We start from the raw sequence: 15187 nt of genomic DNA on the forward strand, positions 1-15187 counted from the left end.
TTTTCGGAATAAATTTCATAAACACAAAGAAAAATGCTCCGAGAAACGGAAGTTTCTCGGAGCACTTTGTCTACGGTCTGAACCGGCATCACGGATGCCGGTTCTATAATAAAAATCTGAGGTGATTGTACAATGAAACAGGAAAATTATATACGTGGCATGATAATGATCATTTTGTCGGCATTCTTTTTTGCGTGTATGAATGTGAGTGTGCGGCTGGCGGGAGATCTGTCGTCCGTACAGAAAAGTTTTTTTCGGAATCTGGTAGCTGCATTTTTTGCGGCAATTATTCTTATCAAAAATCATACAGCACCTAAGGTGGAAAAAACACAGTGGGGTTCACTGTTTTTACGCTGTGCATTTGGGACACTTGGAATTCTTTGTAATTTCTACGCGATTGATCACCTGCTGGTGGCAGATGCTTCTATTTTAAATAAATTATCTCCCTTTTTTGCAATTATTTTTTCCTTCCTGTTATTAAAAGAAAGGATAAAACCAGCTCAGGCAATGTGCGTTATACTGGCATTTGTCGGCTGTTTGTTTGTGGTAAAACCGGGGTTTGAAAATGCACATCTGATCCCTGCGCTTATTGGCGTATGCGGAGGACTGGGTGCAGGAATCGCATATACAATGGTGCGGAAGATGGGTACACACGGAGTAAAGGGACCGGTCATTGTGTTTTATTTTTCCTGCTTTTCCTGTATTATTGTGATACCGTGGATCGTATTTCATTATCAGCCGATGTCACTGCGGCAGTTGTTGACGCTGCTTCTTGCGGGACTTTTTGCAGCGGGAGGACAGTTTACGATCACCGCAGCATATACCTATGCACCCGCCGGAAAAATTTCTATTTTTGATTATTCACAGATTATTTTTGCAACATTACTTGGATTTCTTTTATTCGCGGAGATTCCGGATCGATACAGTCTGATAGGATATGGATTGATCATTCTGGCTTCACTGGGAAATTTTCTGTATAACTGGAAACACAAAGATTAAAGGAGTATTCACATGTCGATTATTTCATTTCGGTGTCATACAACCATTCATCTGGCACCATTGGTAAATCAGGAAACCATTCATCAGGATATGGATAGGGGACAGCAGCTTATGTCAAGGATCAATCAGGGAATCCTTAGGGAGATAAAGCCCAAAAACCCACTGGTTGAATGGTATTACTGGAAGGACAAACACACAGTTTCGGATGTCACAGAGCATAGTTTGTTTAAGATGGCGCAGGGGATGCTGTCCCCCGTGGAAAATGATAATTACCGGTTGGAAGAGATCGAAGAATTAAATAATGCATGGGCCGTTTATGATAAAAAACTGAACACATTTTTTGCGTTTGACCCGGCAATTACGACATTGCAAAAAGATGAGAAGCGAAACCGTGTGCTGGTGGTCTGTGAAGACAAGGAACGCGGGCTGATTGATGTTATTGAAGCGGGAGCTCTGCTGCTTGAGTGTCTGCGTGCATTTACAGGGATAGAAGAACTTTGCTTTCTTCCGGTCAACCCGGACTACTATATATGGACAGGAATGGTGACAGGGATTGACGGATTGAAGATGCGCAGTAATGGATATGCCGGTACCTGGCTGCTTCTGCAGAGTGAAAGCCAGGTGAAGAAATTGCGGATGCTTGCAACAATTTACAGTATGGATTACCCGGATCTGGTAGATTCGGTTGAACTGGCACGCAGACTGGCAAAGGAGGAAGCCGCAGGGCAGTGCATCCGAAGCAGGCATGGGATCGTGCTGTTTACGGAAGAGGGACTTGTGTATATGGATGGAACAAATCCGGACAATGACTGGGAACTGAAGTATCCAATTTATGAGAATGACTGTTATTATGAGATGTTGAGATTTGCTTACCGGAAACAGGTATCCGGGGAACTGGAAAATTACTGTGCATGGAAAGCCTGGCTGAACAGGAATTTTACTTGACATCTGAAAGAATCATTACTATACTTAAAACCAAAGGTGAAAAACGAAGACGAAGACAGTAACTGTGATAGGAAAGTCAAAGAGAGTTGGAACAGGTGAGAGCCAATACGAGTAATATGACAGTGAAAATCACTTCCGAGTTGCGGATCGAAATCCCAGGAGAGTAGAGTTCGACGTATTTCCAGCGTTATGGGAACGAAGTATGCAAATCCTTTTTGAATACGGGATTTAAGTACATGGTAATCAGGTGGTATAACGTGACCCCGCGTCCTAATTACTGGACGTGGGGATTTTTTATTTCAGAATCATAAATGCAGGAGGAAAATATGTACAACAAAGTAGATACCAATATGAACTTTGTCGATCGCGAAAAAGAAACGGAAAAATTCTGGCGCGAAAATGATATCTTCAAAAAATCCATGGAGAACCGTAAGGAAGGCGAGACTTACACATTTTATGACGGACCGCCTACGGCAAACGGAAAACCACATATCGGACATGTAGAGACACGTACCATCAAGGATATGATTCCGAGATTCCAGACCATGAAAGGAAAGTACGTTCCACGGAAAGCCGGATGGGATACCCACGGTCTTCCGGTAGAAATCGAAGTGGAGAAACTTCTTGGACTGGATGGAAAGGATCAGATCGAAGCATATGGTCTTGAGCCATTCATCAAAAAGTGTAAAGAATCCGTCTGGAAATACAAGGGTATGTGGGAAGATTTCTCAAATACGGTAGGTTTCTGGGCAGATATGGACAATCCATATGTCACTTATGATGACAATTTCATTGAGTCTGAGTGGTGGGCGTTAAAGGAGATCTGGAACAAAGGTCTTCTCTACAAGGGATTTAAGATTGTGCCGTATTGTCCGCGTTGTGGAACTCCGCTTTCTGCACAGGAGGTGGCACAGGGCTATAAACTGGTAAAAGAAAAATCCGCAGTTGTTCGTTTTAAGGTTGTGGATGAAGATGCTTATTTCCTGGCATGGACGACAACTCCGTGGACACTGCCAAGTAACGTGGCACTTTGTGTAAACCCGAATGATACCTATATCAAGGTAAAAGCAGTAGATGGTTATACGTATTATCTGGCAGAGGCACTGGCAGACAAGGTGCTTTCTCCACTTCTTTCCAAAGAGGATAAAGAGGCAGGAAAGAAAGCCTACGAAGTGCTTGAAACCTACAAGGGACAGGATCTTGAACGTAAAGAATATGAGCCTCTTTATGCCTGTGCAAAGGAACTGGCAGATAAGCAGGGCAAGAAAGGCTTCTTTGTGACCTGCGATACTTATGTCACGATGTCCGATGGTACTGGAATCGTTCATATCGCACCTGCATTTGGTGAGGATGATGCCAATGTCGGAAGAAACTACGACCTTCCGTTTGTACAGTTCGTAAATGGAAAAGGAGAACTGACTGAGGAGACACCGTTTGCCGGTATGTGGGTAAAGGATGCCGATCCGGAAGTATTAAAGGATTTAAGTGCCAGAAAGCAGCTGTTTGATGCTCCGAAGTTTGAACATGAGTATCCACACTGCTGGAGATGTGACAAGCCTCTGATTTATTATGCAAGAGAGTCCTGGTACATCAAAGAGACTGCAGTAAAGGATGATCTGATCCGCAATAACAACACTGTTAACTGGATTCCGGAATCCATCGGTTCCGGACGTTTCGGAAACTGGCTGGAAAACATTCAGGACTGGGCAATTTCCCGTAACCGTTACTGGGGTACTCCACTTAACATCTGGGAGTGTGCGTGCGGACACAGAGAATGTATCGGAAGCCGCGCTGAATTAGCAGAAAAAGCCGGTGATCCAAAGGCAGCAGAGGTAGAACTTCACAGACCATATATTGATGCGGTGACGATCAAGTGTCCGGAGTGTGGCAAGGATATGCACCGTGTACCGGAAGTATTGGATTGCTGGTTTGATTCCGGAGCTATGCCGTTTGCACAGCATCACTATCCATTTGAAAATAAAGAAGTATTTGAGCAGCAGTTCCCGGCCAAATTTATCTCAGAGGCAGTTGATCAGACCAGAGGATGGTTCCATTCTCTTATGGCAGAATCGACACTGCTTTTCAACAAAGCACCTTATGAGAACGTCATCGTGCTCGGACATGTACAGGATGAAAACGGACAGAAGATGTCCAAGTCCAAGGGAAATGCCGTAGATCCGTTTGATGCCCTGCAGACATACGGCGCAGACGCTATCCGCTGGTATTTCTATACGGCATCCGCACCATGGATTCCAAAGAGATTCTCCGGCAAGCTTGTGCTTGAGGGCCAGCGTAAGTTTATGGGAACGCTCTGGAATACCTATGCGTTCTTCGTACTTTATGCAAATATTGACCAGTTTGACGCTACAAAATACAAGCTGGAGTATGACAAATTATCGGTTATGGATAAGTGGCTGCTTTCTAAGCTCAATTCTGCAGTAGCTGGTGTGGATGAAAGTCTTTCTAATTATAAGATTCCGGAAGCTGCAAAATATCTGCAGGAGTTTGTCGATGATATGAGTAACTGGTATGTCCGCCGCTCCCGTGAGCGTTTCTGGGCAAAAGGCATGGAGCAGGATAAGATCAATGCTTATATGACATTGTATACCGCACTTGTTACAATCAGCAAAGCGGCAGCACCGATGATTCCATTTATGACAGAAGATATTTATCGCAATCTGGTATGCTCCATCGATCCGTCAGCACCGGAAAGTATTCATCTGTGTGACTTCCCGGTTGTGGATGAAAAGCTGATCGACAAAGATCTCGAAACCGCAATGGATGAGGTATTAAAGATCGTTGTTATGGGACGTGCGTGCCGTAACAGTGCCAATATCAAGAACCGTCAGCCGATCGGACAGATGTATATCAAGGCACCGGAAGCACTGGGTGATTTTTATAAAGAGATTATTGCCGATGAGTTGAATGTCAAAAATGTGGCATTTACCGATGATGTTTCTTCTTATACAGATTATCAGTTCAAGCCGCAGCTTCGTACGGTTGGTCCGAAATATGGTAAGTATTTAAAACAGATTCAGGCTGCCCTGTCAGAACTTGACGGAAATGCTGCAATGAAAGAATTAAAAGAGAACGGATGTCTGAAACTTGACAGTGTAAGTTCCGAGGTTGTATTATTGGAGGAGGATCTTCTGATTACCATGACACAGGCCGAAGGCTTTGTGACCGAGGGGGATAACAATGTGACAGTTGTTATGGATACAAGACTGACACCGGAATTGATCGAAGAAGGTTTTGTACGTGAACTGATCAGTAAGATTCAGACCATGCGTAAAGAGGCTGGTTTTGAAGTTATGGATCATATTGCTGTTTCCTATACAGCAGACGAGAAGGTAACTGGTATTTTCAATAAATACGGAGAAAAGATCCAGACAGAGGTACTTGCAAATGCTATCACTGCAGGCACACTTGCCGGATATCAGAAAGAATGGAGCATTAACGGTGAGAAGGTTACGCTGGCAGTGGAAAAACAATAGTGTCACGCAAACCAAGCACAGAGGAGGACTTTTGATGCGAGACAAAGTGTTTAGTAAAAAGGAGTTTATTGCTTCCGTGACAGAAAATGTCAAGACGATGTATCGTAAGACATTGAAAGAAGCGACACAGCAGGAGATTTATCAGGCTGTTTCACTGGCTGTCAAGGATGTTGTCATGGATGAATGGATGGCAACACAGCAGGTCATTGAAAAAGATGACCCTAAGATATTGTATTATATGTCCATGGAGTTTCTGATGGGCAGGGCACTGGGGAATAATCTGATTAATCTGGGGGCTTATGGGGAAGTAAAAGAAGCACTTGAAGAGATTGGACTGGATTTGAGTGTCATTGAAGACCAGGAGCCGGATCCGGCTCTTGGAAATGGTGGACTTGGCCGGCTGGCAGCATGTTTTATGGATTCTCTTGCTACCTTGGGCTATGCCGCATATGGATGTGGAATTCGTTATCGTTATGGTATGTTTAAGCAGCAGATCATCGATGGATTCCAGGTAGAAGTACCGGACAACTGGCTGAAGGATGGATATCCATTCGAGCTGCGCAGACCGGAATACTGCTACGAGATCAAGTTTGGTGGTCATGTGGAAGAAACCGCAGGGGAGGACGGAAATCTGCACTTTGAGCAGGTAGGGTATCAGTCTGTTCTTGCAATTCCTTATGATATGCCGATCGTTGGCTACGGCAACCATGTGGTAGATTCCCTGATGATCTGGGATGCACAGCCGAAGGAAGAGTTTTCACTGGATTCCTTTGACCGTGGAGATTACGATCAGGCAGTGGAGCAGGAAAATCTTGCCCGCAACCTGGTAGAGGTGCTGTATCCGAACGACAATCACGTAAAAGGAAAGGAACTGCGCTTAAAACAGCAGTATTTCTTTGTTTCCGCAAGTATCCAGCGTGCGCTGGAGCGTTTTAAGAAACATCACAATGATCTGCATGATCTGCCAAAGAAGGTAACGTTCCAGATGAATGATACCCATCCGACGGTTGCTGTTGCAGAACTGATGCGAATCCTTCTGGATGAGGAAGGCATGTCATGGGATGAGGCATGGGAGATCACAACACACTGTGTAGCTTATACCAACCATACCATCATGGCAGAGGCACTTGAAAAGTGGCCGATCGACATCTTCCAGAGACTGCTTCCGCGTGTATATCAGATCGTGGATGAGATCAACCGCCGTTTTGTAGAAGAGATCCGTGCAAAATATCCGGATAATGAGGAGAAGGTGCGCAAGATGGCAATTCTCTACGACGGACAGGTGAAGATGGCAAATCTTGCAATTGTTGCCGGATATTCTGTCAACGGTGTGGCAAGACTGCATACAGAGATTCTTGAGAAGCAGGAACTTCGTGATTTCTATGAACTGTTTCCGGAGAAATTTAACAATAAAACCAACGGTATCACACAGAGACGTTTCCTTGCACATGGAAATCCACTGCTTGCAGATTGGGTAACAAAGCATGTCGGAAAAGACTGGATCACAAGTCTTGCGAAGGTCGAGGATCTGACAAAATATGCAACCGATCCGAAAGCACAGCAGGAATTTCTGGAGATCAAAAAGCAGAATAAGATCCGTCTGGCAAAATATATCAAGGAGCACAATGGTATCGAAGTCGATCCGAATTCTATCTTTGATGTACAGGTTAAGAGACTGCATGAGTATAAGAGACAGCTTATGAATATCCTGCATGTGATGTATCTGTACAACCAGATCAAGGCAAATCCGGGCATGGATTTCTATCCGAGAACTTTTATCTTCGGAGCAAAGGCTGCAGCCGGATATCGTACGGCAAAGAAGACCATCAAGCTGATTAACACTGTTGCGGATGTAATCAATAATGATCCATCCATCAACGGAAAGATCAAGGTTGTGTTCATTGAGGATTACCGCGTATCCATTGCAGAGTGGATTTTTGCGGCAGCAGATGTCAGCGAACAGATTTCCACAGCAAGTAAAGAGGCATCCGGAACCGGAAATATGAAGTTTATGTTAAACGGTGCGATCACATTGGGAACCATGGATGGCGCAAATGTTGAGATGTACGAGGAAGTTGGCGCAGACAATATCTTTATCTTTGGTATGAGCGCAGACGAAGTCATTGCACATGAGCAGCATCATGATTACAATCCATATGATATTTACAATAATGATGAGGATATCAAGAAGGTTGTCAACCAGCTGGTAGATGGAACGTATTCTCATAATGACCGTGAGTTGTTCCGCGAGCTGTACAACTCACTGCTCAATCCACAGCAGGGACAGGTAGCAGACCGCTACTTTATCCTTGCAGATTTCCGTGCATATGCAAATGCACAGAAGAAGATCGGTGTTTATTACACCAACAAGAGTGCGTGGGTAAAGTCTGCAATTTTAAATATTGCGCACAGTGGTAAATTCTCTTCTGACAGAACCATTCAGGAATATGTCGATGATATCTGGAAACTGGATAAGATTGAAGTGAATACGGAAGGCTGTTAATCGCTTGGATGGCAGTAAAAAAGGCGGGAACCTGGTTGCGGTTTCCGCCTTTTTCGCGTAGAAATACTGGTCAAAAATTTCCTTTGTGGTAACATTTTCAGGATCAGTTTGACGTAGATAAAAGAAATGGTAAAATAAAAATGGAGGAGAATATCGATGAAAATTGCAATATGTGATGATGAAAAACATTACTGCAAACAGATACAGGAATGTGTGGAAATATATTTGGACAAGCATCATATATACGGGAAAACAGAAATTTTTATGGATGGAAATGCTTTGTTAGAAAAAGGTATGCTGGCGGAATTTGATGCTTTGTTTCTAGATGTGGAATTTGGTGGAAAAGCGCAGGGAATGAAAATTGCAAGAGAGGTGCATCAGAGAAATGCAATGCTTCCGATTGTATTTGTGTCGGCATTTATTAAATATTCCGTAGAAGGATATCGCGTAAATGCGCTACGTTATCTTTTGAAAAATGCAAAAGATTTGCAGAAAGAAATAGAAGAAAGCATGGATACCGTTCTTTCCGTGTATACGCAGAGACAAAAGAAAAAAACATTTCGTTTTCGGGGGGAGACCGTAACGCTTTTACTGGATCAGATTATGTATATTGAAAGCAAAGCTCATCAGCTGTTTTTTTATTTGTGCGATGATACCTGTCGATGTATGGGAAAACGGACACTTGATGAAATGCAGAGAGAACTGACGGAGGATGAAGGAAGATTTTTGCGTATCCATAAAAGTTTTTTGGTGAATATGAACGACATCAGCACGCTCAAACGTTATCAGGTTCAGTTATTTTCGGGAAAACAGCTGCCGATTCCGCGAGAGCGTTATGCGGTGGTGGAAATGCAGTATGAGGAGTGGAAAAACAGAAATGATTGATTTTGTGGAAAATCTGTTTTTTATTTTAATTGAGACGATATGTTGCTGTCTGTATTTTCAAACGTTTTCAAAATTTCGGTTTACAAAGAAAATACAAATCTTGCAATTTATTGGGCTGACAGGGTGTATGACGGCGGTAATCTATCTTTTTGCAACAATTCCTTTTTGGAAAATGCCAACAGTCTGGTTTTTATTTGCGGTATCGATGTATGGAATGTTTCAAATGAAATTTTTCGAAGCATTGGGAATGGGAGCCTTGTACTATGCCCTTCTTCTGGTTGTGGATGTATTGGCATATGCCTGTAATGACATTTTGCAATTTCGTATGGGAGGGGAAACAAAAGTGTATGGGTGGAAAGCATGGCTGATTGCATTGCTTGGGAAAATGTTCTTATTTATAATTATTCTTTTTGTAAGACGAATATTCGGAAAATCGGCAGTAGAAACACTCTCGAAGAGAGAATGGATAAAGTTTCTGGTATTTCCGATATTCACCATTTTTATGATCACATGGATGCTGGTGGTCGTTCAGAGTTCACAGGCGGGACCTGGAAAAATCCCTATAGTGTTGGCATTTTCACTGGTAGGACTCAATGTTTTTATTTATGGATTGCTCTATGATATCCTTCAGAAAGAAGTCAGGACAAGAGAATATATGGTGTCCATGGCGAAAGCAGAGGGAAAAATACAATTATATCAAAAGCAGACGGCTTTTATACATGATTACCAGAATCAGATGCAGTGTGTCAGAACATTGCTGATGAAAAAAATTACAAGGAGGCAGAGCAGTATTTGGAGCAGATGTGTAATGTGGGTGCGGATGTATGGAATGTTATTGATACGAATCATATGATTGTAAATGCGGTTCTCAACGCAAAATATCAGGAAGCACAGGAAAGTGGAATTGGAGTTACGATAAAGATTAATGATTTATCTGGCTGGAGGATGGCTTACAATGATGTGACGATATTGCTTGCAAATTTGCTTGATAATGCAATTGAAGCCTGCAAATTATGCGAAGACAAAAAGCATATCTGGTTTAAATGTGTTCAGGAATCGGGAAAAATTATTTTATCCGTAAAAAATACATATTGCGAAATGAATAGGAAAAAGAAAGAGGGACTACACGGAATAGGATTAAAAAATGTAGAACATGTGATCACATCTTATGGTGGAAATTACAGTATAAAAAAAATACAGGGAAAATTTATTGTGACTATTTTATTCTGGATGGAAGAATAGAGATTCAAGCAGCTGAAAAGAGAACTTTTACAGATATTATGTAAGGGTTCTCTTTTTTGTTGTGATAAATGGTCGAATTTTGTACCAGTAATGCTGTTTTTTGTTCATAGGCTTGCTTGGAGAAAATTATTCTTATAATGTAAAAATGGAGGTAGAATATAAAGTTTAAATAATAGTTTAGAAAGGAAGTGAAAAATAAAATGTTGAAGCTGTCAGAAAAAACATTAAAAGTGCTTTGGAAAATTGCTACAAGAGAAGTGGATAAGCAGAAATTATCATGGCCGCCACTTTGTGCGGGAATTTATCATCAACCTAAAAGACCAAAGAAAAAATAAAAAGATAAGGAGTAAAGTTTATGAAAATAAAATGGAAACGAGCAGTGAGCATTATACTTGTAATGACACTTATGGTAACTTTCGCCCAATGGAAGGTTTACGCGGATGAAGAAAAAGAAACGACAGAGATAGTTGAAAATAATTTGGAAGTTGTATATCAGGAGAAAGAATATAAGATAATCATTAGTTTGAAAGAACATTGGGATAGTGGATATAATGCTAATGTAAAAATTGAAAATATAGGTGAGGAAACAATTGAAAACTGGTATTTGCAGTGGGTGTATGAAGAAGATATTACAAATATCTGGAATGCTGAAGTGAAGTCACATCAAGATGCAAACTATATAATTAAAAATGTTACATGGAATCAGGATATTGAATCAGGAAAATCAATTGAATTTGGTTTTAGTGGAAATAAAAGTTTTACAGGCTTTCCAAAAGAATGTAAACTGGTTGGCGATAGCTCGGAAGTGAAAAAAGATGATTATACAATTCAATATCAGTTGGATAGTGATTGGGGAGATGGCTTTACAGGGAGAGTTTTAATTACAAACAATACAGAGCAGACACTAGAAGATTGGGTATTGGAAATGGATTTTGCGCGTCAAATTACAAATATTTGGGATGGGAAAATCAAATTACATGAAGAAAATCATTATATAATTCAAAATGCTGGATATAATAGTAATATAATGGCGGGGCAAACTATTTCATTTGGATTTAATGGAATAAATGGAAAAAAGGAAATGGAGCCGGAAGCATATCATTTGTATTCATATAATGATGAAGCTGAACAATATAAGACGATTCATTTTGAACTTAATATTGATCCGGATGGAGTTACGAATATACCAGAGGATCAAATTGTGGAAACAGGTAAATATATGCAGGAACCAGAACAAAATCCACAAAAAGATGGATATGTTTTTTTGGGATGGAGTACAGATGTAAATGGAGATGAATATTTTATTCCGGATGAAACACCTATTGTAAAAGATTTAGTGCTTTATGCAGATTGGTTTAATTATATAGATGAAACAGATACAGATAAAGATGGTTTAAGTGATGAGTTAGAGAGAATATTAGAAACAGATCCATTGAAAGAAGATACAGATGGAGATGGAATAAATGATAGAATAGAAATTGATCAGTTGCGAACAGATCCGACAATGTCGGATAGTGATCAAAATGGCATAGAAGATGGGGAAGAGGATAGTGATGAAGATGGTTTAAAAAATAAAGAGGAATTGGAGATTGGAACAGATCCGATGAATGAGGATACCGATGGGGATGGATTGAATGATTTTGAAGAAATAAATACATATGGGACAGATCCAGTGAATGAGGACTCTGATGGGGATGAAGTTTCAGATAAAAAAGAAATTGAAATAGGGACAGATCCACTGAAAAAAGAAGAAAGTTTTCATGTTACAGAACAAGCGGAAGGTGATGGAAAAGTGCAGGCATCTGTTACGATTGATTTAAATGGTGAACAGGTTGAAACACTTACGGTAAAACCAACCGGAACTGAATTCCTTTTTCCAAAAGAAATGCCTGGATACATTGGAAATGCATATGAATTTTCTGTAGATGGAACGTTTGATTCTGCAAAGTTGTCTTTTACATTTGACGAGGAATTATTAAAAGATAAGGATTTTGACCCGATAATTTATTATTATAACGAAAACATAGGAATGGAGGAAATGCCAACATCCATTCATGGAAATACGGCGACAACCGAAACAACACATTTTTCAAAATATATTTTATTAAACAGGAAAGAGTATGAAAAATCATTTACTTGGATTGATAGTTCTCCAATCGATGTGTATAATAATGCTGAAGTTGTTTTTGTTATGGATGATACAGGGAGCATGAAGACAAATGATAAATCTTTTAAACGTCTTTCAGCAGCAAAGAGTATGATAGAAAATCTACCGGATTCCTGTAAGATAGGTATAGTACGATTTAGTAATGAATCTAAGAAACTAACAAAGAAGCTTGTGACAAATAAAACAGAAGCCGAAAAATATCTTACTACCGATTATTTTTCTTCGAGTGGCAGTACAGAAATGTATAAAGCGGTAAAAAATACATTTTCACTATATGAGTCAAGTGATATAAAAACACTTAAGATCATGATAGTGCTTACGGATAGTGCTTCAAAAAATTTAGAAGAGCATGATGTAACCGTACAGCAGGCAAAAGAAAAAGATATCCGAATATATACCATTGGGCTTGGAACTGCAACAAATTATTTTAAAAAATATCTAAAACCATTGGCTGAAGATACAGATGGAGCATTTTATATGGCAACGGATGCTACGAAGATAAAGGATGTATTTGAAAAATGTAATCAAAGAATTGATTTACAGATGGATAGTGATGGAGATGGATTATGTGATTATGCAGAAGATAATTTGACTTTGTTTAACGGGGTAAAAATAACAACGGATAGATACAAAGCTGATAGTGATGAGGATGGATTAAGCGATGGCGAAGAAATACTTGTAACAAGACCACAATATTGCGATAATGGGAAAAAAATGAGGCTTGTATTATTGGGGAAATCAAATCCATGTAGTAGTGATAGTGATGGAGATGGACTGAATGATGGAAGAGTATCGTTTAAAAATGGAAATATTATTGCACCGAAAGATCCAGATCCTAATAATGCAAATGAACCGATGGGATTATGGAATGCGCATATTGACCAACAGAAAGTAAGAGTAAGCAGAAAATATGAATTTGAACATGATTATTCAAAGAAACAGCTGCAAAAATATATAAATAATGGAATGAAGAAAGGAACCACCAAGAAGACGGTACACCAAATTGTCGAATGGGCATTGGATATGAGAAATACCGTAAACCAAAATGAAAAAAAGATTAAGTGCTTTGCAAAGTTTTTAAAAAGATTTACAAGTGGAAAGGAAGCAACGGAGGCGGGGGCAGCTATTTTAAATTTTGTAAAAGATACAGATGATGAGGCATATCATTCCCAGGTAGAAACTTGGCAAAGAAGTTTTGGATATAATGTGTTTTATGATGAAGTATTCCGGATTGGAACAAAGATGAATGAAAAAGATTTTCCATTCAAAGTAGGAAATGAAGAGTATGCGCTTTGGATGTGGAAAGGGAATTACTGGAATTTGCATAGTGGAGCAGAAATAGGGTTGTACAAATATGATAGAACCCATGCTGGAACAAAACATTATGATGCCATTGATTTTGAAGTACCAATGCGTTTGAGTTTGTATCGATATTCTAACAATGGGAAGCAGATCGATACGATATTTAACTGGTATCCATATGGTGGTCAATGGTGGATTACAGGATTTAGTGGAGATAATTCTCAATTCAGAAATACAAATTGTAATAACATGGCAGCTATTGGGTATGTTGATTTATCAAAACATATAGATATATATAAAGGGATTAGGAATGCTGGCAGAAATTATAAAGGGGATAGAAAGACCGCGAATAATAAGTATTTGATTTTTGATGATAAAAATTATTTGATTTGGATATATTGGTACGAAGGAATTAAATAAATAATGCCCAAAAAACATTTATAATAATACTGGTAATGGAACTATGTACTGCTCTGGATAATGGAAGGATGGTAGGAAAATGATGAAAAAAAAAATGATCGTAAATGACATTTTATGTTTATTCAGTTGTTTTTTTTTGATGGGATGTAATGCAATTAAAGAAGATAATACAAAGGTATACGTTGATTCTTATAGCCAAACAGCTCTGCAACAGGCTGACATCATTATGGATGGCATTCAGTCAGAAAATTGCGAAGAAATAGCAGATATTTTTTGCACTTATATCAAAAAAAATCATCCGGAGCTGCAAACAGATATAAAAGCATGGATGAAATATATTGATGGCAATATTATATCTTATGATCCGCCAACAACAGAAAGAGGATCGTTAAATACCGGGGAATCAGGAGTGGAAATGTTGGTTATGGAAGCTGATATTGATAATGTGAAGACGGATACCGGAAAAACTTACTGCATAGGTATGGGGTCATATTCTGTATTTAAAAATCATTCAGATTGCGTAGGAGTGACAGATTTATTAATTCGTGATTTGGATGCAGAAAAAGAAAACAAAGAGGATTCGCAAGTTAGAGTGGAATATGATGATATATGGACGATAGAATATGGAAAATGAAATAAAGCGGTTAGAAAAAAATAGAAGTGTCACGATAGTAGTAATGCTGGTAATCATGCTGGCAATCGTATTGAGTGCATGCACAGTTTCGGCAGGTGGGGAACCGCATGTAAAATCCAAAAGTGAAAAAGCAATTGAGCAGGCAAAAACAATACTACAGGGGATAAAATCCGGTGATGCAGAGAAAATAGCAGATCAGTTTAGTCCGATTGCGAAAGAAAAACATCCGGAATTAGAAAATGATATCAAAAAATGGATGGGTTTTTTAGACGGAGAAATTATATCCTATGGTGAACCTGTTCGTGATTTTGGGGATGCAACATGGGATGAAGATGGATATATTATATGGGGAGGAAGTATAGAAATTGATAATGTAAAAACCGATACAGGGAAAACAGATGAGATTGTTTATGGGGTGTATGCTACAGTAAGGGATCATCCAGAATATGAAGGGGTGACAGATTTACTTGTAATTGATACCAAAAAACAAGAAAAGGCAAATATGGAAGATAAAGACATAGATCTTTCTGATGCGCAGAAAAGCGTGGGCTATGATGATGTTTATTGGGAGTGGTAGACAAAGGAACAGTAGGAGA

The 15187-nt window shown here is 39.6% G+C and carries 11 protein-coding genes; all 11 read left to right on the forward strand.

The genetic code is table 11. The annotated features are described in order from the left end of the window. The first annotated feature begins 132 nt into the window (after positions 1 to 132). The 11 genes from M72_RS14220 to M72_RS14265 all read left to right on the forward strand — a co-directional run bounded on the left by M72_RS14220 (position 133) and on the right by M72_RS14265 (position 15168). Positions 133 to 999 (forward strand): DMT family transporter, encoded by an 867-nt coding sequence (locus M72_RS14220; protein WP_055068693.1) that lies wholly within the window; start codon positions 133 to 135, stop codon positions 997 to 999. Positions 1000 to 1011: 12 nt separating this feature from the next. Continuing rightward, on the forward strand, positions 1012 to 1944 hold the full coding sequence (locus M72_RS14225; RefSeq protein ID WP_022046336.1) for a hypothetical protein: 933 nt from the start codon (positions 1012 to 1014) through the stop codon (positions 1942 to 1944). 326 nt (positions 1945 to 2270) lie between these two features. Then, positions 2271 to 5438: an isoleucine--tRNA ligase gene (ileS, locus tag M72_RS14230; protein WP_055068694.1), complete on the forward strand. Its 3168-nt coding sequence runs from the start codon at positions 2271 to 2273 to the stop codon at positions 5436 to 5438. Between the two features lie 34 nt (positions 5439 to 5472). Further along, positions 5473 to 7941 (forward strand): glycogen/starch/alpha-glucan phosphorylase, encoded by a 2469-nt coding sequence (locus M72_RS14235; RefSeq protein ID WP_055068695.1) that lies wholly within the window; start codon positions 5473 to 5475, stop codon positions 7939 to 7941. 156 nt (positions 7942 to 8097) lie between these two features. Beyond that, positions 8098 to 8826: a LytR/AlgR family response regulator transcription factor gene (locus M72_RS14240; RefSeq protein ID WP_055068696.1), complete on the forward strand. Its 729-nt coding sequence runs from the start codon at positions 8098 to 8100 to the stop codon at positions 8824 to 8826. A 223-nt stretch (positions 8827 to 9049) separates the two neighbouring features. Then, entirely contained in the window at positions 9050 to 9679 is a 630-nt protein-coding gene (locus M72_RS14245; RefSeq protein ID WP_141652758.1) for a hypothetical protein, read from the forward strand. Beyond that, positions 9628 to 10068, forward strand: coding sequence for an ATP-binding protein (locus M72_RS14250; protein ID WP_055068698.1), 441 nt, complete (start codon positions 9628 to 9630; stop codon positions 10066 to 10068). The genes M72_RS14245 and M72_RS14250 overlap by 52 nt, the downstream gene beginning before the upstream one ends. A gap of 188 nt (positions 10069 to 10256) precedes the next feature. Beyond that, a complete protein-coding gene (locus M72_RS16955; RefSeq protein ID WP_242853284.1) occupies positions 10257 to 10403 on the forward strand; it encodes an AgrD family cyclic lactone autoinducer peptide in 147 nt (48 codons plus the stop codon). 20 nt (positions 10404 to 10423) lie between these two features. After that, positions 10424 to 13957, forward strand: a complete 3534-nt coding sequence (locus M72_RS14255) for a cellulose binding domain-containing protein (RefSeq protein WP_055068699.1) — start codon at positions 10424 to 10426, stop codon at positions 13955 to 13957. Positions 13958 to 14036: 79 nt separating this feature from the next. Next, complete coding sequence (locus M72_RS14260; protein WP_055068700.1) at positions 14037 to 14591, forward strand: DUF5104 domain-containing protein; 555 nt, start codon at positions 14037 to 14039, stop codon at positions 14589 to 14591. After that, the gene (locus tag M72_RS14265; RefSeq protein ID WP_055068701.1) at positions 14581 to 15168 is read left to right on the forward strand and encodes a DUF5104 domain-containing protein; all 588 of its coding nucleotides are present in this window, start codon (positions 14581 to 14583) and stop codon (positions 15166 to 15168) included. The genes M72_RS14260 and M72_RS14265 overlap by 11 nt, the downstream gene beginning before the upstream one ends. Positions 15169 to 15187: the final 19 nt, after the last annotated feature.

It is taken from the genome of Roseburia faecis (assembly GCF_001406815.1).
Classification (GTDB): domain Bacteria; phylum Bacillota; class Clostridia; order Lachnospirales; family Lachnospiraceae; genus Roseburia; species Roseburia faecis.